Source organism: Streptomyces sp. LMG1-1-1.1, from assembly GCF_040815545.1.
Lineage (GTDB): Bacteria > Actinomycetota > Actinomycetes > Streptomycetales > Streptomycetaceae > Streptomyces.
This window is the reverse complement of record NZ_JBFPNH010000013.1, coordinates 33,139-54,154: the sequence shown is the minus strand read 5'-3', so window position 1 is coordinate 54,154 and position 21,016 is coordinate 33,139. Positions and strand designations below refer to the sequence as shown.

Here is a 21,016-nt window from a genome sequence, read left to right as displayed (position 1 = left end):
GTGTCTGAAGTCGGCTGCTCGGGGGACTACTTCGCGCCGAGACCGGCGTCGGAGACCTCGGGCTGACCCGCGGCCTTCAGGACCTTGTTGAGCGGCTTCAGGTCGTAGATGCCGGACAGCTCGGGCTGCTTCAGGAGACCGGCCTTCACCGCGTGGTCGGCCTGGGCCTGGAGGGTGGCCGCCAGCGGGTCGTTGGTGAACTGGATGGACGGCCACGCGGCGTCGATCACCTTGGCGCCCAGCGCCTTGCCCGAGAGGTCCTTCAGCTTGGCGTTGGCCGAGGCCTTCGCCTTGTCCTGGTTGGCGTTGATCCACTCGTTGGTCTTCACCGCGCCGCGCAGGAACGCCTCGACGACGTCCGGGTGCTCCTTCAGGAACTTCTGCGACACGATGATGTTCGTGATCACGAACTTCTTGTCCGGCCACAGGTCGGACTCGTCGAGCAGGACCTTCGCGCCGTCGCTGACCAGCTTCGACGCGGTCGGCTCGGGCACCCAGGCGCCGTCGATGGCGCCGGAGGCGTAGGCGTTCGGGGTGACCTTGTTGTCCGTGCGGACCACGGAGACGTCGCCCTTGCCGCTCTGGGCGTCGACCTTCCAGCCCTTCTCGGAGATCCAGTTGAGGAAGGCCACGTCCTGGGTGTTGCCGAGCTGCGGGGTGGCGATCTTCTTGCCCTTGAGGTCGTCCAGGGTCTTGATCTTCGCCGGGTTCACCACGAGCTTCACGCCACCGGAGGCGGCGCCGCCGACGATGCGGAGGTTGGTGCCCTTGGTCTTGACGTAGCCGTTGATGGACGGCGAGGGGCCGATGAAGCCGATGTCGATCGAGCCGGCGTTCAGCGCCTCGATCTCGGACGGGCCCGCGTTGAAGGTGGTGGGCACCAGCTTCGTGCCGCCCAGCTCCTTCTGGAGGATGCCCTCCTGGTCACCGACGAGCGCGGTGGCGTGCGTGAGATTGGGGAAGTACCCGAGCCGTATGGTGTCGGCGGAGAGCTTCTCGCCCTCGGCTGCCACCTTCTTCTCGTCGTTCTTGGCCTCGGATCCGTAGCCGCACGAGGCGAGCGCGCCGATCAGCAGCGGAAGGGCGGCGGCGGCGGCGAGGCCGCGGCGCAGGGTGGTACGGGTGGTGGCAGGCACGGGAGTTGTTCCCCTCGATTCAGCTTCTGCGAAGTCTGCGTTTATGTCGTTCGGGGTGGAGCGGGTGGAGCCGTGTCGCACCGCTCACGCGGTGCATCGAGGTCAGCACGCACATCGCGCGACACCTCCCCGGCCCGCGCCGAGCGCGCCGGAACCGATGCGGCCGCCCTCCTTCGCGAAGGTGGCGTAGACGTCCTTGCTCATGTCAGAAGTCCCACCCTTCTTCCTCGTCCACCGCGGCGACGGCCTTGGTCGTGGCGAAGGACTCGCCCGCCATGCCCGCCGCGAGTGTGGTGCCGTCCGCCGGGTCGATCAGCAGGAACGATCCGGTGCGCCGGGAGTCCGCGTACGAGTCGAGCGCGAGCGGCTCGGCCGTACGCACGACCACCCGGCCGATGTCGTTGGCGACCAGCTGCCCGGGGTTCGGGTGCTGGGACAGGTCGTCCAGGGTGAGCCGCGAGGGGATCTCCTTGACGATCGCCTTGACCGTGCGCGTGGTGTGCTTGAGCAGGACCCGCTGGCCCACCGAGAGCGGCTGGTCGGCCACGTGGCAGACCGTCGCCTCGACGTCCTGGCTGGTCTCCGGGGCGTCGCCGACCGGGGCGAGCAGGTCGCCGCGCGAGATGTCGATGTCGTCGGCGAGCCGGATCGTGACCGACTGCGGGGCCCAGGCGATGTCCACGGACTCGCCGAGCGCGTCGATCCCGGTGATCGTGGTGGTCCTGCCCGACGGCAGGACGGTGATCTCCTCGCCGACCCGGAAGGCACCGGCCGCGATCTGGCCGGCGTAGCCCCGGTAGTCGGGGTGCTCGGCGGTCTGCGGGCGGATCACGTACTGGACCGGGAACCGCGCGTGGCAGGCCGTCAGGTCGTGGCTGACCGGCACGGTCTCCAGGTGTTCGAGGACCGTCGGGCCGCCGTACCAGTCCATGTGCGCGGACGGCTCCACCACGTTGTCGCCGGCGAGCGCCGAGATCGGGATCGCGGTGATCTCCGGGACGCCCAGCTCGGAGGCGTACGTCGTGAACTCCTCGGCGATGGCGGCGAAGACGGGCTCGGCGTAGTCGACGAGGTCCATCTTGTTGACGGCGAGGACGACGTGCGGGACGCGGAGCAGGGCGGCGACGGCGGCGTGCCGGCGGGTCTGCTCGACGACGCCGTTGCGGGCGTCGACGAGGACCACGGCCAGCTCGGCGGTCGAGGCGCCGGTGACCATGTTCCGGGTGTACTGCACGTGCCCGGGGGTGTCGGCGAGGATGAACCGGCGGCGGGCGGTCGCGAAGTAGCGGTAGGCCACGTCGATGGTGATGCCCTGCTCGCGCTCGGCCCGCAGGCCGTCGGTGAGCAGCGCCAGGTCGGGCGCCTCCTGGCCGCGCTTGAGGGACGCGGCCTCGACGGCCTCCAGCTGGTCGGTGAGGACCGACTTGGAGTCGTGCAGGAGGCGGCCCACCAGGGTGGACTTGCCGTCGTCGACGGACCCGGCGGTGGCGAAACGCAGCAGGGTGGTGGCCGAGACGTCGGCGAACTGCTCGGTGGACGTGCTCATTAGAAGTACCCTTCGCGCTTGCGGTCTTCCATCGCGGCCTCGGACATCTTGTCGTCGGCGCGGGTCGCGCCCCGCTCGGTGAGGCGGGAGGCGGCGATCTCGGCGATGACGGCGTCGAGCGTGGTGGCGTCGGAGTCGACGGCGCCGGTGCAGGACATGTCGCCGACGGTGCGGTAGCGGATGAGCCGCTTCTCGACCGTCTCGGTGTCCTTGGGGCCGCCCCACTCGCCGGCCGTCAGCCACATGCCGTTGCGGGCGAAGACCTCGCGCTCGTGCGCGAAGTAGATCTCCGGCAGTTCGATGCCCTCGCGGGCGATGTACTGCCAGACGTCCAGCTCGGTCCAGTTGGAGAGCGGGAAGACGCGGACGTGCTCGCCGGGCGCGTGGCGGCCGTTGTAGAGCTGCCACAGCTCGGGGCGCTGGCGGCGCGGGTCCCACTGCGAGAACTCGTCGCGGAGCGAGAACACCCGCTCCTTGGCGCGGGCCTTCTCCTCGTCGCGGCGGCCGCCGCCGAAGACCGCGTCGAAGCGGTGCTGCTGGATCGCCTCGGTCAGCGGGACGGTCTGCAGCGGGTTGCGGGTGCCGTCGGGGCGCTCGCGCAGCTTGCCGGCGTCGATGTACTCCTGCACGGAGGCGACGTGGAGGCGCAGCCCGTGCTCGGCCACGACGCGGTCGCGGTAGGCGAGGACCTCGGGGAAGTTGTGCCCCGTGTCGACGTGCAGCAGCGTGAAGGGCACCGGCGCCGGCGCGAAGGCCTTCAGCGCCAGGTGCAGCATGACGATGGAGTCCTTGCCGCCGGAGAAGAGGATCACCGGCCGCTCGAACTCGCCCGCCACCTCACGGAAGATGTGGACGGCCTCGGACTCCAGGGAGTCGAGGTGCGACAGCGCGAACGGACTGTCCGTGGTGTCGTGAGCATGGGCGACGGTGGTCACAGCAGACCCCTCTCGGTGAGCAGCGCGTGGAGCTGCGCCGCGGACTCCTGCACGGTCTGGTTCTGGGACTCGATCCGCAGATCGGGGTTCTCGGGCGCCTCGTACGGGTCGTCGACGCCGGTGAGGCCGGAGATCTCGCCCGCGGCCTGCTTGGCGTAGAGGCCCTTCACGTCGCGGACCGAGCAGACGTCCACCGGGGTGGCCACGTGCACCTCGACGAAGGCGGTGCCCTCGGCCTGGTGGCGCTTGCGGACCGCCTCGCGGCTGTCGGCGTACGGGGCGATGACCGGGACCAGGACCTTCACGCCGTGCGAGGCGAGCAGCTCGGCGACGAAGCCGATGCGCTGCACGTTGGTGTGCCGGTCCTCGCGGGTGAAGCCGAGGCCCGCCGAGAGGAACTCGCGGATCTCGTCGCCGTCGAGGATCTCGACGCGGTGGCCCTCGTCGCGGAGCCGGCCGGCCAGCTCGTACGCGATGGTCGTCTTACCGGCGCTCGGCAGGCCGGTGAGCCAGATGGTGGCACCGGTCACGTGGTTCTCCTGGGAGGTCTGGGAGGTCTGAGGGGTCGTGGTCATCAGCCGTGGATCCCGCATTCGGTCTTGGCGCGGCCCGCCCAGCGTCCGGCGCGGGCGTCCTCGCCCGCCACGACGCGGCGGGTGCAGGGCGCGCAGCCGACGGAGGCGTAACCGTCCATCAGGAGCGGGTTGGTGAGGACGCCGTGCTCCATGACGTACGCGTCGACGTCGTCCTGGGTCCAGCGGGCGATGGGGGAGACCTTGACCTTCTGCCGCTTCTCGTCCCAGCCGACGACCGGGGTGTTCGCCCGGGTCGGGGACTCGTCGCGGCGCAGGCCGGTGGCCCACGCGCGGTACGCGGTCAGGCCCTCCTCCAGCGGCTTGACCTTGCGCAGCGCGCAGCAGAGGTCGGGGTTGCGGTCGTGCAGCCGGGGGCCGTGCTCGGCGTCCTGCTCGGCCACGGTCTGCCGCGGGGTCAGCGTGATGACGTTGACGTCCATGACGGCGTCCACGGCGTCGCGGGTGCCGATGGTCTCCTCGAAGTGGTAGCCCGTGTCGAGGAAGACGACGTCCACGCCGGGGCGGACCCGGGAGGCCAGGTGGGCGACGACCGCGTCCTCCATGGAGGAGGTGACGCAGAACCGCTCGCCGAAGGTGTCCACGGCCCACCGGAGGATCTCGAGGGCGGGGGCGTCCTCCAGATCACGGCCGGCCTGCTCGGCGAGTGCCTTGAGGTCGGCCGCGGTGGCTTCCTGGCCTTCTTCGTGCTGAGTGATCGTCATATCTGGTCCCCTCCAGGGGTGTTGCCCGAAGTCGCCGGGGCGAGCAGCCCCAGGAACTTCAACTGGAAGGCTCGGCTGCACGCTGCGCATTCCCAGGCGCCGTGACCCTGCTCGTTCGGACGCAGGTCCTCGTCGCCGCAGTAGGGGCAGAAGAACGGGGCCGCACGCTCGCTCATACCGTGTCCCTCGTCTCGCTCGCCGCGCTCACGAGAGCGACTCCTCGGAGGCGCGGGCCGTCCAGGTCGCGAAGCGCTCGCCGGTCTCGCGCTCCGCCTGGAAGCGCTTGAGGACGCGCTCCACGTAGTCGGGGAGTTCGGCCGCGGTGACCTTGAGGCCGCGGACCTTGCGGCCGAAGCCGGCCTCCAGGCCGAGGGCGCCGCCCAGGTGCACCTGGTAGCCCTCGACGCGGTTGCCGTCGTCGTCCAGGACCAGTTGGCCCTTGAGGCCGATGTCGGCGACCTGGATGCGGGCGCAGGCGTTCGGGCAGCCGTTGATGTTGATCGTCAGCGGCTCGTCGAACTCCGGGATGCGGCGCTCCAGTTCGTCGATGAGCGAGGACCCGCGGCCCTTCGTCTCGACGATGGCGAGCTTGCAGAACTCGATGCCGGTGCAGGCCATCGTGCCGCGCCGGAACGGCGAGGGGGTGACCCGCAGGTCCAGCGCCTCCAGGGCGGCGACGATGCCGTCGACCTGCGCCTCCTCGACGTCGAGGACGAGCATCTTCTGCTCGGCGGTGGTGCGGACCCGGCCGGAGCCGTGCGTCTCGGCGATCTCGGCGATCTTCGTCAGGGTGGCGCCGTCGACCCGGCCGACACGCGGCGCGAAGCCGACGTAGAAGCGGCCGTCGTTCTGCCGGTGGACGCCGACGTGGTCGCGCCACTGGCCGGCGGGCTGCTCGGGGGCCGGGCCGTCCGTCAGCTCGCGCTTCAGGTACTCGTCCTCCAGGACCCGGCGGAACTTCTCCGGGCCCCAGTCGGCGACGAGGAACTTCAGGCGGGCGCGGTTGCGCAGCCGGCGGTAGCCGTAGTCACGGAAGATCGAGATGACGCCCTCGTAGACGTCCGGGACCTCGTCGAGGGAGACCCAGGTGCCGAGGCGGACGCCGAGCTTCGGGTTGGTGGAGAGGCCGCCGCCGACCCAGACGTCGAAGCCGGGGCCGTGCTCGGGGTGGCGCACGCCGACGAAGGCGATGTCGTTGATCTCGTGCGCCACGTCGAGGAGCGGCGAGCCGGAGACCGCGGACTTGAACTTGCGGGGCAGGTTGGAGAAGTCCTTGTTGCCGACGATCCGCCGCTGGATCTCGTCGATCGCGGGCGTGCCGTCGATGATCTCGTCGGCGGCGATGCCGGCCACGGGCGAGCCCAGGATGACGCGCGGGGTGTCGCCGCAGGCCTCCGTGGTCGACAGGCCGACCGCCTCCAGGCGGTTCCAGATCTCGGGGACGTCCTCGATGCGGATCCAGTGGTACTGGATGTTCTGCCGGTCCGTGATGTCGGCGGTGCCGCGGGCGAACTCCTCGGAGATCTCGCCGATGACGCGGAGCTGTTCGGTGGTCAGCCGGCCGCCGTCGATGCGGACGCGGAGCATGAAGTACTCGTCGTCCAGCTCCTCCGGCTCCAGGACTCCCGTCTTGGTGCCGTCCAGACCCTGCTTGCGCTGGGTGTAGAGGCCCCACCAGCGCATGCGTCCGCGCAGGTCGTTGGGGTCGATGGAGTCGAAGCCGCGCTTCGAATAGACCGTCTCAATACGTGTCCGTACATTGAGACCGTCGTCGTCCTTCTTGAACTGCTCATTGCCGTTCAGGGGGGTGAAGTGCCCCACGGCCCACTGACCCTCGCCACGGTGGCGCCCGGCCTTGCGGCGGGCGGCGGCGGGAGTGGGGTTTTCCGGGGTGGCGGCCATGGCGTCTTGTCCTTCGGGACTGCGAGAGGGCGGCTCTGACCTGCACACTCACGCTCAGGTCAGAGGGTGGCGCGTCAGTGCGCAGCAGGGTGGGGCAGAGTCGGACTGAAAGGAAATCGCGGCGGTGCTGGTTCTCTCAGCGCGCCGGACAGATGGCGCTGGACATGCGGCCGAGGTCGACGTGCCGCCGACTCACCAAGGCAATTCCAGTTCCAGACATGACGGAAGCGTGTCACGGGACTTTGGACCCAGTCCAGCATCGTCCAGCATTTGGACTTAGTCGTCTCGTTTGTCGAGACGGTGTGTTCTGGGTCACGTGAAAGGGGCCCTGACCAGGGCCCCTTTGCGGTGCTTCGACGGTTCTCCGGGCGCCTCAGGCGTGGGCGCCGGGCCACGGGCCGGGGGTCTCGGCCTCCTCGGCCTCCTCGACCTTGGTGTCGAAGAGCCGGAAGCCGCGCCGCTCGTAGTTGGCCATCGCGTGCGGGCCGTCGAGCGAGCAGGTGTGCAGCCACACCCGCTTCGTCTCCTCGCGGCCCGGCCAGCGCGCTGCCAGGTCCCACGCCCGCTCCACCCCGTACGACAGGAGGTGCCCGCCGATCCGGCGGCCCCGGAAGGCGGGGATCAGCCCGAAGTAGACGATCTCCACCACGCCGTCGTCCTGCGGGTCCAGCTCCACGTACCCGGCCGGCGTCCCCTTCTCGTACGCCACCCAGATCTCGGCGCCCGGCTTCTCCACGATCTCCTGCCACTGCTTGTAGGTCAGCGACAGCCGGTCGGACCAGCGGATGTCGCCGCCGACCGCGGTGTAGAGGAAGCGGCTGAACTCCGCCGACGGCACCTCGGCCCGTCGGATCGTGACGTCCTCGCCGGCCGGCGGGGTCGCGGGGCGCAGGTCGGACGGCGAGGTCTGTTCGAGGGACCAGGTGGTGAGAGTGATGCTCATAGGCCCATCGCATCATGCGGAGCGCCGGATTCCCAGATCGGCCCTGCTCCCCGCCGTCCCAGCGGGCCACCGGGCAGACGGCCGTCCGCATACTGGACAGGGCCGGGCGCGGTGCCGGGCGCGGTGCCGGGCCGCGCCGGGCAGGGTGGGCCGGTAGGGACGACGGTGCCGGGCCGCGCCGGGCAGGGTGGGCCGGTAGGGACGACGGTGCCGGGCAGGGATGAGGCACGGTGCCGGGCATGCCGTGCCGGGCCGGTAGGGAGGACGGCGCCGGACTCCCCTATGTAGTCGCCGGCGCCCGGACCGCCGGGGCCGTCGAGTGGGGCAGCAGGTCGGCGGGGAGCCGGGGGCGCAGGATCTCCACCGCCACCTCCTCGCGGAAGCGGTAGGGGCGGTGCGCCAGGACCCCGGCGAGGTTCCGGCGCACCCGGGACATCTCCGCGCGCACGGTGACCGTCCGCGTGCGGTCACCGAAGACGTCGTCCGCCAGTTCCGCCGCCGTCCGCCCGTCGCGATGGAGCGCGAGGACGTAGAGGAGCTCGGCGTGCCGGGGGCTGAGCTCCTGCTGCCAGCTGCCCGCCACCCCCGAGACGGCCACCGTCCAGCGGCGCGGCCGGCTGAGGTCGAGGACGACCCGGCTCGCGGCCTCCGCGCCGGGCTCCGCGGCCCTGGCCTCCTCCTCGACCCGCAGCAGCCAGCCGCCCGGCAGCGGCTCCACCGCGCACACGCCGAGCGACGGGAGCCACACCCGGCCGGCCCGGAAGGACTTGGGCAGCGCGATCCGGTCCACCGGCGCGAGCCCGGTCACCGCCGCCGTCCAGCCGTGGGCGTCCACGGCGACCGCGCGGCCGCCGACCCGGCAGAGGATCGGCGCGGCCACCGCCCGCAGCCGCTCGATCGAGCCGCGGTGCCGCTCCCGCATCTCGGCCTCGGCGAGCTGCGCCACCGAGCCGACGAGCGCCAGCATCGCCGGGTGGAAGCTGGACGCCGGGCCGCTGACGTCCAGGATGCCGAGGAGCCGCTGGTCGCGCGGGTCGTGCACGGGAGCGGCGGCGCAGGTCCAGTTGTGCAGCGCCTGGACGTAGTGCTCGGCGGAGTGCACCTGGACCGCCCGGCCCATGGCGAGCGCCGTTCCGACCGCGTTGGTGCCGGTGGCGTGCTCGGTCCAGGCCGCGCCCTCCTCCAGGCAGATGCCGTTCGCCCGCCGCAGCACGGAGGGGTTTCCCTGGCGCCACAGCACCCGGCCGTGCTCGTCGGTGACCACCATGATCTGGAGGGAGGCGTCGGCGATGCCGGCGAGCCCGCCGCTCAGCGTGCGCATGACGTCGGAGAGGACCGTGGTCCTGCGCCGCTCCTCCAGCTCGTCCCGCTGGAGCAGCACCGTGTCCGTGCCCTGGTCGGGGTCGAGACCGAGTCGGGCCATCCGCTGCCAGGACGCGTCGATCACGGCGCGGGGCGCGATCGGGGGCGTACGGCCCGCGAGGGTCTCCTCGCGCACCCGGTGCAGCAGTCTGGCGGCCTGGGCGGCGTCCATCGAGGCCAGTCGCCTCATGTCGAGCTGCGTGTTCTTCATCGGTCTCTCCCAGCCACCCGGGGTGCTGTATCGGTTCTGCACGGGGCAGATGTCCGGAGTGTCGGTGCCCATCGTGCCGTCCTGGGCCGTCCCGCGAGGCCCGGTTCGCACAATCCTGCAACCCTTTGCAACTCTGGCGATCGACCGGCGCCGTGGGCGACTCTGGTGCGAGCGGTGGGTGGTGCCGTGTCGGCGCAGCACCACCCCCGCTTTTCCGCGCGTGCCGACCCTTTCCGGGTCCACCCCTGGTACGCGCGGCCCCACCCTTCCGCGTACGGCGCGTCAGACCGCCACCCGTGCCCGCTCCACGAGCGAGCGCAGGTCCAGGGTGTGCGGCAGCGTCCCGAACGCGGAGCCGCCGTCCCCGCCGAGGCGCCCGGCGCAGAACGCGTCCGCGACCTCCGGCGGCGCCCACCGGACGAGCAGCGAGGCCTGGAGGACCAGGGCCATCCGCTCGACCAGCCGGCGAGCCCGCGCCTCGATCCCCTCCAGGTCCGCCAGTTCGACGAGCAGGCCCCGGATCGCCCGGTCGAGCCGGTGGTCCGCGCCGCGTGCCGCCCCCACCTCCCGAAGGAAGGCGTCGAGCACGGCCGGTCCGGTGCGCAGCGCCCGCACCACGTCGAGGGCCTGGACGTTCCCCGAGCCCTCCCAGACGGAGTTGAGCGGCGACTCCCGCAGCAGCCGGGGCAGGCCGGACTCCTCCACGTAGCCGTTGCCGCCGAGGCATTCGAGCGCCTCCGCCACCACCGGCGTGCAGCGCTTCGTCACCCAGTACTTCGCCACCGGCACGGTGATACGGAGCAGGGCCCGCTCCTGTTCGGAGTCGCTGCCGCCGTGTGTGTCGACGGCGTCGTGGGCCGCCGCGAGACGCATGCCGAGGACTGTGGCCGCCTCCGACTCCAGGGCGAGATCGGCCAGGACGTTCCGCATCAGCGGCTTCTCGATCAGCAGCCCGCCGAACGCCTCGCGGTAGGCAGAGTGGTGCACGGCCTGCGCCACCGCCTGCCGCATCAGCGCGGCGGAGCCGACGACGCAGTCGAGCCGGGTCGCCGCCACCATGTCCATGATCACGGGGATCCCGCGCCCCTCCTCGCCCACCCGGCGCGCCCACGTCGTCCCGTCGAACTCCACCTCGGCGGAGGCGTTCGACCGGTTGCCGAGCTTGTCCTTGAGCCGCTGGAGCGCGAACGCGTTGCGCGAGCCGTCCGCGAGCACCCGCGGCACCAGGAAGCAGGTCAGCCCCGCCGGCGCCTGCGCGAGCACCAGGAACGCGTCCGACATGGGGGCCGAGCAGAACCACTTGTGCCCCGTCAGCACGTACTCCCCGTCGGCCGCCAGCGGCCGCGCCTCCGTCGTGTTCGCCCGTACGTCGCTGCCGCCCTGCTTCTCCGTCATCGCCATGCCGATCAGCACGCCCGGCTTCTCCGCGACCGGAGCGAGGTCCCGCTCGTACACGTGCGACGTGGCCGCCGGCTCCCAGACCTCCGCGAGCTCCGGCTCGGCGCGCAGGGCCGGCACCGCGGCGTGCGTCATCGACAGCGGGCAAGCGTGCCCGGCCTCGGGCTGCGAGGCCACCAGGAACCCGGCGGCCCGCCGGACGTGACCACCCGGACGACCCCACGCGTCCGTGAGCCCGGCACTCACGGACCGGCCGAGGAGCCGGTGCCAGGCCGGATGGAACTCGACCTCGTCGATCCGGACGCCGTACCGGTCGTGGGTCCGCAGCCGCGGCGGGAACGCGTTCGCCAGCTCCCCCCACTCGCGCACCTGCTCGGACCCGGACGCCCGGCCCAGCAGGACGAGCTCCTCGCGGGCCTCGGTGAGGAGCTCCGGAGCGAGGTGCCGTTCGACCGCCTCCGCCAGCGCCCGATCGCTCGTGAAGACGTCGTATCCCACCAGGGGCGGAGCCTGGTTGGTCACTGTATGGGTGCTCGCTGACATGCCGATACGGTAAGCAGGTGCAGGCAGCAAGCGAAACACCCGATCGGCCCGAGCGTCGGCCCTGGAGCAGGCTCCACCGCGCGCGCGTCCTCTACCGCAACGTCTCGAAGCGGAAGATGGTCTGGCTGCTCCTCAAGGACACCGTCAACTCGTGCATCGAGTACCGGATCCTCGGCCTGGCCGCCGAGGCCGCGTTCTTCACCCTGCTGTCCCTGCCGCCGCTCCTCCTCGGCCTCATCGCCCTCCTCGGGTACGCGGACGACTGGACCAACACCGACACCGTCGCGAGCATCGAGGAGAACATCCTCCGCGCCGCCGGCACGGTCCTCTCCGACCGGGGCGTCCACGACATCGCCAAACCGCTCCTGGACGACGTCACCCAGGGCAAACGGCCCGAACTGGTGTCCCTCGGCTTCGCCATCGCCCTCTGGTCGGGATCACGCGCGGTGAACGTCTTCATCGACACCATCACCGTCATGTACGGCCTCGACGGCCACCGCGGCATCGTGAAGACCCGGCTCCTGGCCTTCCTCCTGTACATCGTGGCCCTCGTCATCGGCGCGGTCGTGCTGCCCCTCGCGGTCGTCGGCCCCGACCGGGTCGTCGAGCTCGTCCCCTGGGGCACGGAGGTCGTCGCCGTCCTGTACTGGCCGGCCGTCACCCTGCTCTCCGTCGCCTTCCTCACCACGCTCTACCACGTGTCCGTGCCCGTCAGGTCGCCGTGGATCGAGGACATCCCCGGCGCGCTCGTCGCGCTCGCGATGTGGACCCTGGGCAGCTTCCTGCTGCGCATCTACCTCACCAGCCAGGTCGAGGGCCCCACCATCTACGGCTCCCTCGCCGCCCCCATCGCCGTCCTCCTCTGGATCGGCATCTCGGCCTTCGCCGTGCTCGTCGGCGCCGCCGTGAACGCCGCCATCGACCGCGTCTGGCCCTCCGTCGCCACCGCCGCCGCCCGCGAGGCCAACGAACGGGCCCGCGCCCTCCAGGCCGCCGAACTCGTCGCCCGTGTCCGCGCCGAGGCGGAGGACGTCGACGAGGACGACCCGGACATGCCCTCCGAGTTCCCCGAGCGCTGGTCCAAGTTCCTCCCCCCGGACGACGTGAAGTCCCGCCTGCACTCCGGCTGGGAGAAGGACTGACCCGGGACTGACCCTCCAGGGACTCGGGGCCGGGGACGGCCCGGAAAACGGTGCGGAAAAACCCGTGGCGCGCGCGGGACGCTCCGGCTACGGTGAATGCCGTACAAGATCGCGAAAGACACACAGGAGGTGTGACCGATGGCTGTCGTCTCGAAGGGCCTCGCCCGCACGCGGATGTTCCTCCACACCACCTCCGCGGCCACCGGCTGACCTCACTCTGCTCGTCTTTTCGCCGGGGCCGCCCCTTGAAGGGTCCCCCTTGTCTTTCTCGCTTTCCCGCGACTTCTCCTCTTCCGCTCTGCTCGACGCCCACGGCTGGGACTCCGGCTGGGACGCCGACTTCGCGCCCTACGCCGCCCAGGGGCTCGTCCCCGGGCGGGTCATCCGTGTCGACCGAGGCCAGTGCGACGTCGCCACCCCCGAAGGGGTCGTGCGCGCCGACACGGCGTTCGTGACCCCGCACGACCCGCTGCGGGTCGTGTGCACCGGCGACTGGGCCGCCGTCGACCCCGAAGGCGCGAGCGACCCCCGCTACGTACGGGCGTGCCTGCCGCGCCGTACGGCCTTCGCGCGCTCCACTTCGTCCAAGCGGTCCGAGGGCCAGATCCTCGCGGCCAACGTCGACCACGCCGTCATCACCGTCTCGCTCGCGGTCGAGCTCGACCTCGGCCGGATCGAACGCTTCCTCGCCCTGGCGTGGGAGTCCGGCGCCCAGCCGACGATCGTCCTCAGCAAGGCGGACCTCGTGCCCGACCCCGTCGGGCTGTCCTACCTCGTCGAGGACGTCGAGACGGTCGCTCCCGGCGTCCAGGTGCTGCCCGTCAGCTCGACGACGGGAGAGGGCCTCGACGTGCTGGCCGCGACCGTCGCCGGCGGCACGACCGTGCTCCTCGGTGTCTCCGGCGCCGGGAAGTCGACCCTGGCCAACGTGCTCGTCGGCCACGACGTCATGACCGTCCAGGCCGCCCGTGACGTCGACGGCAAAGGCCGCCACACCACGACCACCCGCAACCTCTTCGTCCTGCCGGGCGGGGGAGTCCTCATCGACACCCCCGGACTGCGCGGCGTCGGCCTCTGGGACGCCGAGACCGGCGTCGGCCAGGTCTTCTCGGAGATCGAGGACCTGGCAGGGAAGTGCCGCTTCCCCGACTGCGCCCACGAGGCGGAGCCGGGCTGCGCGGTCCTCGCGGCGGTCGACGACGGCACCCTGTCCGTGCGCCGGCTGGAGAGCTTCCGCAAGCTCCTGCGCGAGAACCAGCGGCTCGTGGCCAAGACCGACGCCCGCCTGCGCAACGAGATCCGCAAGGACTGGAAGCGCAAGGGCGACGCGGGCCGCGCCGCCATGGAGTTCAAGCGCAGCGGGCGTCTGCGGTAGCGCTCACGCACGCGACCGGGGTCGTACGGCCCCGGCACGCGCGTGCGCACGGAGTCATGGTCGTACGGCCCCGGCGAGCGCGCGGACACCGCGCCGCGGTCGTACGGCCGCCGGGAGCGTCGTCGTCGTATGGCCGCCCGGGGAGCGTGGTGTCCGAAAACCGCGAGCCCCGGGCGGCCGGCGGTCGCACACTGGGAGGCGTGAGGGACGACGACACCCGCTACGAAGCGGTCAGCAGCAGGGACGCCCGGTTCGACGGAGAGTTCTTCTTCGCCGTCCGGACCACCGGGATCTACTGCCGGCCCAGCTGCCCGGCCGTCACGCCCAAACGGCAGAACGTCTCGTTCTTCCCGACGGCCGCAGCCGCCCAGGGGCACGGCTTCCGGGCCTGCCGCCGCTGCCGGCCGGACGCCGTGCCCGGCTCGGCCGCGTGGAACGTGCGGGCCGACGTCGTCGGGCGCGCCATGCGGATGATCGGCGACGGCGTCGTCGACCGCGAGGGCGTGCCCGGACTCGCCGGTCGCCTCGGCTACAGCACCCGCCAGGTGCAGCGCCAGCTGACCGCCGAGCTCGGCGCCGGGCCCGTCGCCCTCGCCCGCGCCCAGCGGGCGCACACCGCGCGGCTGCTGCTCCAGACCACGGGCCTGCCCGTCACGGAGATCGCCTTCGCGGCCGGATTCGCCAGCGTCCGCCAGTTCAACGACACCATCCGCGCCGTCTACGCCCGCACCCCGACCGCGCTGCGCGCCGAGGCGGGCAGCGGAGCGGGAGCCCGCACCGCGCTCGCCGCCGGGGTGCCGCTGCGGCTCGCCCACCGGGGGCCGTACGCGGGCGGCGAGGTCTTCGACCTGCTGGCGGCCGAGGCGGTGCCCCGCGTCGAGGAGGTCGTCGGCACCCCGGGCGCCCGCACGTACCGCCGCACGCTCCGCCTCCCGTACGGCACCGGCGTCGTCTCCGTCGACGAGCGCTCCGCGGGCCGCTGGCTCGACGCCCGCATCCACCTCACGGAGCTGCGCGACCTCACCACCGCCGTGCACCGGCTGCGCCGCCTCTTCGACCTGGACGCCGACCCGTACGCGGTCGCCGAACGCCTCGGGGCCGCCCCCGGGCTCGCCGCCGAGGTGGCGGCCCGGCCCGGCGTGCGCTCCCCGGGCACGGCCGAGCCCGAGGAGTTCGCCCTGCGGACGGTCCTCGGTCCCGAGGAGTCGGCCCGGATCGTCGCGCCGCACGGCACCCCGCTGGCCGAGGCCTGCGGCACCCTCACGCATGTCTTCCCGGAAGCGGCCGCACTGACCGATCACCCCGTCGCGGGGCCGCTCGCCCGCGCCCTCGCCGACGGGACCGTGCGCCTCGACCCGGGCGCCGACCGCGACGACGCCGAGCGGGCCCTGCGCGCCGTCCCCGGCGTCACGGCCGGAGCCGCGGCCCTGATCCGGATGCGTGCCCTCGGCGACCCGGACGTGCCCCCGACGGACGGCCCGGACGCGGAGGAGTGGCGGCCCTGGCGCTCGTACGCGACGCGCTATCTCGCCCCGGTCCCGGCGTCGGGGAGCGGGAGCGGGCGCAGGGGAGGGGCGGGACTCAGCCCCAGGGCGGCGGGGAGCGGGAGCCCGCGAGAGGCGGGGCTCAGCCCCAGATGACCGCGCCCGCCCAGGCGCCGACGATCAGCAGGCAGGAGAAGAGCTCGACGAGCACGCTCGTGCCGGCCGCGCGCATCACCGCCCGGGTCGCCGCCCTGGCCTGGCCGTGGCCACCGAGGCGGAGCCGTTCCGCCAGGTAGATCCCGCCGACGAAGCCGGGGACCGCCCCGATCACCGGGATCAGCACGAAGCCCAGGAGCGCCCCCACCCCCGCGTACGCCACGATCCGGCGGGTGATCCCGACGCCGCGGAAGCGGCGTGGTGGCAGTTGCCAGACGATCACCTGGGTGAGGAGCAGCAGGCCGGTCGAGGAGACGAGCAGGATCCAGGCGAGGCCCGTCCGCTCGTGCAGCGACCACCAGAGCATGGCCGCCCACACCAGCCACGTCCCCGGCACGCCGGGGGCCAGGACCCCGAACAGACCGAGCAGCATCACCGTCGCGATCATCAGGATCTGCCACACACCCACGAAGCCCAGGGTGCAGCACGTCGGCGGTTTCCGCAGGTCGCGAAGGGCGGACGGGGTACGCGGCGAGGGTCGGCCGCGTACCCGGTGGGGGAGGGCCGGGTCCGGGCCGCGTCAGCGGCGGGCCACCCACCCCTTCTCGTACGCGTGCCAGCCCAGCTGGAGCCGGGTGGTCACCCCGCTCAGCTCCATCAGCCCCTTCACCCGGCGCTGGACGGTCCGCAGCCCCAGGTCCAGCTGCTTGGCCACGCTGGCGTCGGTCATCCCGGCGAGCAGCAGCGACAGGATCTCCAGGTCCATGCCGTCCGGGCCCGGCGCCTCGTCCTCGGTGATCTGCGCGCCGGCCCCGAGGCGCAGCGGCAGGGCGTCCCGCCAGACCGACTCGAAGAGGCCCATGAGCGATTCGAGGAGCCCGCTCGCGTGCACGACGATGGCCGCGGGCTCGGCGCCCCGGCCGGTGAGCGGGACCATGGCCAGGGACCGGTCGGCGACCACCAGCTTGGTGGGGACGCGGTCGGCGACGCGGATGAGTTCCTCGCGGCCGAGCGCCGCGGAGAGTTCGAGCAGCCCGGTCGGGAGGGTGAGGACCTCGCGCTCGATCACCACCCGGTAGCGCACGCCCCGCCCGGCCGCCTGCTCCTCGGCGTCGTTCTCCAGGCCGGTGACCGCGATCGGCTTGCCGGTGACGAGGGCGCAGACCTCCTCCGTCGCGCCCAGTTGGAGCTGGAGGAAGCGGTGGGTGACCGCGCTCGCGCCGGTCACCACCTCCACCAGGTCGTGCACGGCGATGCCCTCGGCCTCCGCGCGGTACTCCTCGGCGAGCAGCGCCGCCGCCAGTTCGGCCTGCTCCAGCTCGTGGCGCTGCTGGGTGAGCAGCGCGCCGAGCGCCACCCCGGGCGGCGCCGCCACCCACCGTCCGGTGCGGGCCGAGGACTGGGCGGCGAGCCCCTGCGACTCGAGCCGGCGCAGGGCCCGCTCGGTGTCCTGTTCGGGCAGGGCGAGCCGGTGCGCGAGATCGGTGACCTCGGCGGCGCCCAGCGCGACCAGGGCCCGGTACGCGGACTCCTGGCGCTCGTCGAGTCCTATCGCTCCCAGCATGGATGCCCCACCCCTCGCCGTACCGCCGGTGGGCGGTCCCGATCTTTCCGGGACGTTCACCGGAGGCATTCGTTCCGTTGGTGACCTGGCGGGAAACGGCCACGGCGCATTCCCGCCTCGCCCATCATCCCTGCACCGCCCTCACCTCTGCCAATGTGGCGCCACCGCAGCACCAACAGCCTTCGGAGAAGGGCCTTTCGCGCCCTTTTTCCGGATTCAGATGGGGAGAGCGATGCGCCCGATTTCGCGTACGGCCCTGGGGGCGGCGACCGCCGCCGTCCTGGCCGTCACCGCGGTCGCGCCGTCCATGGCCGACGCGCCGCAGGACGACACGACCGGCAAGCGACCGCTGGTCGGCAGCGAGGCCGCGGCCCGCGCCGGGAAGGGTGCCGACGGCCGGGCCGCCACGGTGACCCTGGTCACCGGCGACCGCGTCCTGGTCACCCGCGACGCCCAGGGCGACCCGGCGGCCACGGTCCTCCCGCGCGAGGACGGCACCGTCCCCTTCGTCCAGACCCGCCGCTCCGGCCAGGACCTGTACGTCTACCCCGAGGACGCCACCGACGCGCTCGCCGCCGGGCGCGTCGACGAAGAGCTCTTCAACGTCACCGGCCTCGTCCGCCAGGGCTACGACGACGCGGCCACCACCACGCTGCCCCTCATCGCGGTCTACGGCTCCGACCTCGCCCGCTCCGTGCCCGCCGCCCCGCGCGGCGCGCGGCGCGGCCAGGTCCTCAAGGCCGTCGACGGCGTCGCCCTCACGGCCGAGAAGAAGCAGGCCGCCACCTTCTGGGCCGAGATCAAGGCCCCCGGCGCCCGCTCCGCGGCCGGACTGAAGAAGCTCTGGCTCGACCGCAAGGTCGAGGCCACCCTGGAACAGTCGACGAAGCAGGTCCACGCCCCCGAGGCCTGGGCCGACGGCTACGACGGCACGGGCACCAAGGTCGCCGTCCTCGACACCGGCGCCGACGCCGAACACCCCGACCTCAAGGGCCGCATCGCCGCCTCGGAGAACTTCACCGACTCCGACACCACCGGCGACCACCAGGGCCACGGCACCCACACCATCTCCACCGTCGGCGGCTCCGGCGCCGCGAGCGGCGGCAGGAAGAAGGGCGTCGCCCCCGGCGCCCAGCTCCTCAACGGCAAGGTCCTCAACGACTCCGGCTCCGGCGCCGCCTCCTGGATCATCGCCGGCATGGAGTGGGCCGTCGCCCAGGGCGCCGACGTCGTCTCCATGAGCCTCGGCAGCTCCGTACCCACCGACTGCACCGACCCGATGAGCGTCGCCGCCGAGGAACTCGCCCGGAACAAGGGCACGTTGTTCGTCATCGCCGCCGGCAACTCGGGCCCGACGCTCAACACGGTCTCCTCGCCCGGCTGCGCCCCCGGTGTGCTCACCGTCGGCGCCACCGACCGCGACGACTCCACCGCCTGGTTCTCCAGCCGCGGCCCGACGATCGTCCACCACACCCTCAAGCCCGAGATAGCCGCGCCCGGCGTCGGCATCTCCGCCGCCGCGGCGGGCGGCCGGGGCGTGTCCGCCTACCAGTCCATGTCCGGTACGTCGATGGCCACGCCGCACGTCGCGGGCGCCGCCGCCATCGTCAAGCAGCGCCATCCCGACTGGACCGCCCAGCAGATCAAGGCGGCCCTCGTCTCCTCCGCCGAGAGCGACCTCCCCGGCGACGTCCGCGAGGTCGGCGGCGGCCGGCTCGACGTCAAGGCCGCGATCGACCAGACGGTCCTCGGCGCCCCCGCCGTCCAGGCCGGCACCTACCACTGGCCGCAGGACAAGAGCGACCGCACCACGGTCTCCGTGCCGTACACCAACACCTCCGACGCCCCCGTCACCCTGCGGCTCGCCGTCGAGAAGGTGACCGGCAACGACGGCTCCGCCGTCCGGTCCACCGTCGCCCGCCTCGGCGCGCGCACCGTCACCGTCCCGGCCGGCGCCACCGTCCAGGTTCCGCTGGACATCGCCCCCGACGCCCGCCTGGAGCGCGCCCAGTACGGCGACGTCACCGGCCGCGTCCTCGCCACCGGCCCCGGCGGCATCCACGTCTCCACCCCGTTCTCGCTCCACGTCGAGCCCGAGACGGTCACCCTGCGCGTCAAGCTGATCGACCGACAGGGCAAGTCGGCGGCCGGCGCCTCCTCCCTCGACGTCATCGGCACCGACGACGCGAGCGGCGAGCGCCGCTTCAACGACGGAGCCGCCGACCAGGTCTACCGCCTGCGCCCCGGCAGCTACTTCCTCTCCTCCTTCGTCACCACGCCCGACGCGGGCGAGGGTGCCACGATGAACGACTCGCTGAGCTACCTCGGCCGCCCGCAGCTGGAGCTGAAGAAGGACACCACCGTCGTCCTCGACGCCAGCAAGGCCCACAAGCTGTCGGTGCGGACGGACAAGGCCACCGAACTCCGCGGCGCCACCCTCGCGTTCGCCCGCTCCTGGGACGGCTTCTGGCTGCACGCCGGAACCGCCTCCGGCCCGCGCACCATCCGCGGCTACTACGCCTCGGTCGAAGGCCGGTCCGACGAGGGCGACTTCGAGTTCGGCAGCTACTGGAGGGCCGCCGCCCCGCAGATCACCTCGCTGCGCACCGCCGACGGCCTGACCCTGCACCCGCTCACTGCCTCCATCGGCTCCGACAACCTGGACGGCACCGGCTCCGCCCGCCTCGTCGACGCCGGGACCGGCACCCCCGACGAGCTCAAGGCCGCCGGTGTCCAGGGCCGCGTCGCCCTCGTCCGACTGCCGGACGACTCCACCGCCGCGGGCACCCTCGCCCGCAACGCCAAGGCCGCCGGCGCCGTCGCCGTCGTCACGTACCACTCGGCCCCCGGCCGCTGGTACCCGAGCGGCGGCTTCACCGGGCTCGGCCTGCCGGTCCTCTCCGTCCCGGCCGACGAGGCGACCGCCCTCCTCGGCAGGCTGGCGGCCGGCGAGGTCAACCTCGCCTGGAACGCCACCGCGAAGACCCCGTACCTCTACAACCTCGCGTTCCCCGAGTCCGGAGCGATCCGCGACGAGAAGGCGTACCGCGTCCACGACCGCGAACTCGGCCGCTCGGACTCCACCTACGGGTCGGCGGGCATCGCCACCGACTTCGTGGACTTCCCGGCGGCGCGCCGCCCCGACGGCGTCCGCGTCGGCTTCGGCTCGCTGGAGACGGTCCCCGCGCCCGGCACCCGCACCGAGTACTACTCGGCCGGCGACACGACCTGGGAACCGATGGTCGGCAGCAGCTTCCCGTTCGGCGAGATCATGGTCGCCACCCCGCACGCGTACCCCCCCGGCGAGAAGCGCACCGAGAAGTGGTACGACGGCGTCCTCGCCCCCACCGCCCCGCGCGACACGACCGGAGCGCCGGTCCTCGTCGCCGAGCGCCAGGGCAACCTCATCGGCTTCGCCGACGCCATGTGGGGAGACGGCACCCACTACGCCGTGCCCGGCTCCTTCGGCGACATCGGCAACGTCCGGCTCAGCCGCGACGGCGAGGTCCTCGGCGAGAGCAGCTGGCCGTTCGGCGTCTTCGAGGCACCGGCCGAAGCCGGGACGTACACCCTCGAACAGAACACCATGAAGATCGGCAGCAAGGTGTGGGCCCGCTCCACCTCCGTCAACTCGGTATGGAAATTCACCTCCAAGCTTGATGAGACGGTCTATTCTCAGGGCATCCCGATTCTCTTCCCCCGGTACGACCTTCCGGAGGACGGACTCAAGACCCTCGCCGCGACCGACGGCCAGCAGATCGGCCTCACCGCGACGGGTCACGCGGGCTACACCCCCGCTGCGCTCACCTCGGCCAGGCTCTCGTACTCCTACGACGGCGGCACGACCTGGACCGAAGCGCGGGTCTCTCAGCAAGGCGGCGGCTGGACCGCGACCGTGAACCACGCGGGCGCGACCGGCAAGCAGGTCACACTGAAGACCGAACTGACGGACGCCAACGGCAACTCCGTCACCCAGACCGTGGTCCGCGCTTACGACGTGCGCTGATCACGCCGGTCCGCCG

The 21,016-nt window shown here is 72.5% G+C and carries 17 protein-coding genes; 4 read left to right on the top strand and 13 right to left on the bottom strand.

Going from position 1 to position 21,016, the window contains the following annotated elements; genetic code table 11:
- Positions 1-26: 26 nt before the first annotated feature.
- From MRBLMG1_RS05005 to MRBLMG1_RS04955, 11 genes are all read right to left on the bottom strand, one after another.
- Positions 27-1,136 carry an aliphatic sulfonate ABC transporter substrate-binding protein gene (locus tag MRBLMG1_RS05005; RefSeq protein ID WP_367821114.1) on the bottom strand — a complete coding sequence of 370 codons (1,110 nt, stop codon included), beginning with the start codon at positions 1,134-1,136 and terminating at the stop codon, positions 27-29.
- A 205-nt stretch (positions 1,137-1,341) separates the two neighbouring features.
- Entirely contained in the window at positions 1,342-2,682 is a 1,341-nt protein-coding gene (locus MRBLMG1_RS05000; protein WP_367821112.1) for a sulfate adenylyltransferase subunit 1, read from the bottom strand.
- Entirely contained in the window at positions 2,682-3,617 is a 936-nt protein-coding gene (cysD, locus tag MRBLMG1_RS04995) for a sulfate adenylyltransferase subunit CysD (protein ID WP_033210002.1), read from the bottom strand. Before cysD ends, MRBLMG1_RS05000 begins: the two co-directional genes overlap by 1 nt.
- Complete coding sequence (gene cysC / locus MRBLMG1_RS04990) at positions 3,614-4,192, bottom strand: adenylyl-sulfate kinase (RefSeq protein ID WP_367821110.1); 579 nt, start codon at positions 4,190-4,192, stop codon at positions 3,614-3,616. The genes cysD and cysC overlap by 4 nt, the downstream gene beginning before the upstream one ends.
- The gene (locus MRBLMG1_RS04985) at positions 4,192-4,914 is read right to left on the bottom strand and encodes a phosphoadenylyl-sulfate reductase (protein ID WP_367821109.1); all 723 of its coding nucleotides are present in this window, start codon (positions 4,912-4,914) and stop codon (positions 4,192-4,194) included. The genes cysC and MRBLMG1_RS04985 overlap by 1 nt, the downstream gene beginning before the upstream one ends.
- Complete coding sequence (locus MRBLMG1_RS04980) at positions 4,911-5,090, bottom strand: hypothetical protein (RefSeq protein WP_367821107.1); 180 nt, start codon at positions 5,088-5,090, stop codon at positions 4,911-4,913. Before MRBLMG1_RS04980 ends, MRBLMG1_RS04985 begins: the two co-directional genes overlap by 4 nt.
- 28 nt (positions 5,091-5,118) lie before the next feature.
- Positions 5,119-6,816, bottom strand: coding sequence for a nitrite/sulfite reductase (locus tag MRBLMG1_RS04975; RefSeq protein WP_367821104.1), 1,698 nt, complete (start codon positions 6,814-6,816; stop codon positions 5,119-5,121).
- A gap of 136 nt (positions 6,817-6,952) precedes the next feature.
- On the bottom strand, positions 6,953-7,036 hold the full coding sequence (locus tag MRBLMG1_RS04970) for a putative leader peptide (protein WP_310591794.1): 84 nt from the start codon (positions 7,034-7,036) through the stop codon (positions 6,953-6,955).
- Positions 7,037-7,189: 153 nt separating this feature from the next.
- The gene (locus tag MRBLMG1_RS04965) at positions 7,190-7,759 is read right to left on the bottom strand and encodes a GNAT family N-acetyltransferase (protein ID WP_367821102.1); all 570 of its coding nucleotides are present in this window, start codon (positions 7,757-7,759) and stop codon (positions 7,190-7,192) included.
- 280 nt (positions 7,760-8,039) lie between these two features.
- Entirely contained in the window at positions 8,040-9,332 is a 1,293-nt protein-coding gene (locus tag MRBLMG1_RS04960) for a helix-turn-helix domain-containing protein (RefSeq protein WP_367821100.1), read from the bottom strand.
- Between the two features lie 282 nt (positions 9,333-9,614).
- Positions 9,615-11,273: an acyl-CoA dehydrogenase family protein gene (locus MRBLMG1_RS04955; RefSeq protein ID WP_367821098.1), complete on the bottom strand. Its 1,659-nt coding sequence runs from the start codon at positions 11,271-11,273 to the stop codon at positions 9,615-9,617.
- A 17-nt stretch (positions 11,274-11,290) separates the two neighbouring features.
- On the opposite strand from MRBLMG1_RS04955, the gene MRBLMG1_RS04950 reads away from it, so the two are divergent.
- The 3 genes from MRBLMG1_RS04950 to MRBLMG1_RS04940 all read left to right on the top strand — a co-directional run bounded on the left by MRBLMG1_RS04950 (position 11,291) and on the right by MRBLMG1_RS04940 (position 15,430).
- Positions 11,291-12,415 carry a YihY/virulence factor BrkB family protein gene (locus tag MRBLMG1_RS04950; RefSeq protein WP_367821097.1) on the top strand — a complete coding sequence of 375 codons (1,125 nt, stop codon included), beginning with the start codon at positions 11,291-11,293 and terminating at the stop codon, positions 12,413-12,415.
- A 259-nt stretch (positions 12,416-12,674) separates the two neighbouring features.
- Positions 12,675-13,790 carry a ribosome small subunit-dependent GTPase A gene (rsgA, locus tag MRBLMG1_RS04945; protein ID WP_367821095.1) on the top strand — a complete coding sequence of 372 codons (1,116 nt, stop codon included), beginning with the start codon at positions 12,675-12,677 and terminating at the stop codon, positions 13,788-13,790.
- A gap of 200 nt (positions 13,791-13,990) precedes the next feature.
- Complete coding sequence (locus MRBLMG1_RS04940) at positions 13,991-15,430, top strand: DNA-3-methyladenine glycosylase 2 family protein (protein ID WP_414721488.1); 1,440 nt, start codon at positions 13,991-13,993, stop codon at positions 15,428-15,430.
- Here the strand turns inward: MRBLMG1_RS04940 and MRBLMG1_RS04935 are convergent.
- Both MRBLMG1_RS04935 and MRBLMG1_RS04930 read right to left on the bottom strand, forming a co-directional pair.
- A complete protein-coding gene (locus tag MRBLMG1_RS04935; RefSeq protein WP_367821093.1) occupies positions 15,417-15,899 on the bottom strand; it encodes a DUF456 domain-containing protein in 483 nt (160 codons plus the stop codon). The two genes, MRBLMG1_RS04940 and MRBLMG1_RS04935, sit on opposite strands and share 14 nt — an antisense overlap.
- 111 nt (positions 15,900-16,010) lie before the next feature.
- Positions 16,011-16,994 (bottom strand): helix-turn-helix domain-containing protein, encoded by a 984-nt coding sequence (locus MRBLMG1_RS04930; RefSeq protein WP_367821091.1) that lies wholly within the window; start codon positions 16,992-16,994, stop codon positions 16,011-16,013.
- 232 nt (positions 16,995-17,226) lie between these two features.
- On the opposite strand from MRBLMG1_RS04930, the gene MRBLMG1_RS04925 reads away from it, so the two are divergent.
- Positions 17,227-21,000 carry a S8 family peptidase gene (locus tag MRBLMG1_RS04925; protein WP_367821089.1) on the top strand — a complete coding sequence of 1,258 codons (3,774 nt, stop codon included), beginning with the start codon at positions 17,227-17,229 and terminating at the stop codon, positions 20,998-21,000.
- The last annotated feature ends 16 nt before the right edge of the window (positions 21,001-21,016 follow it).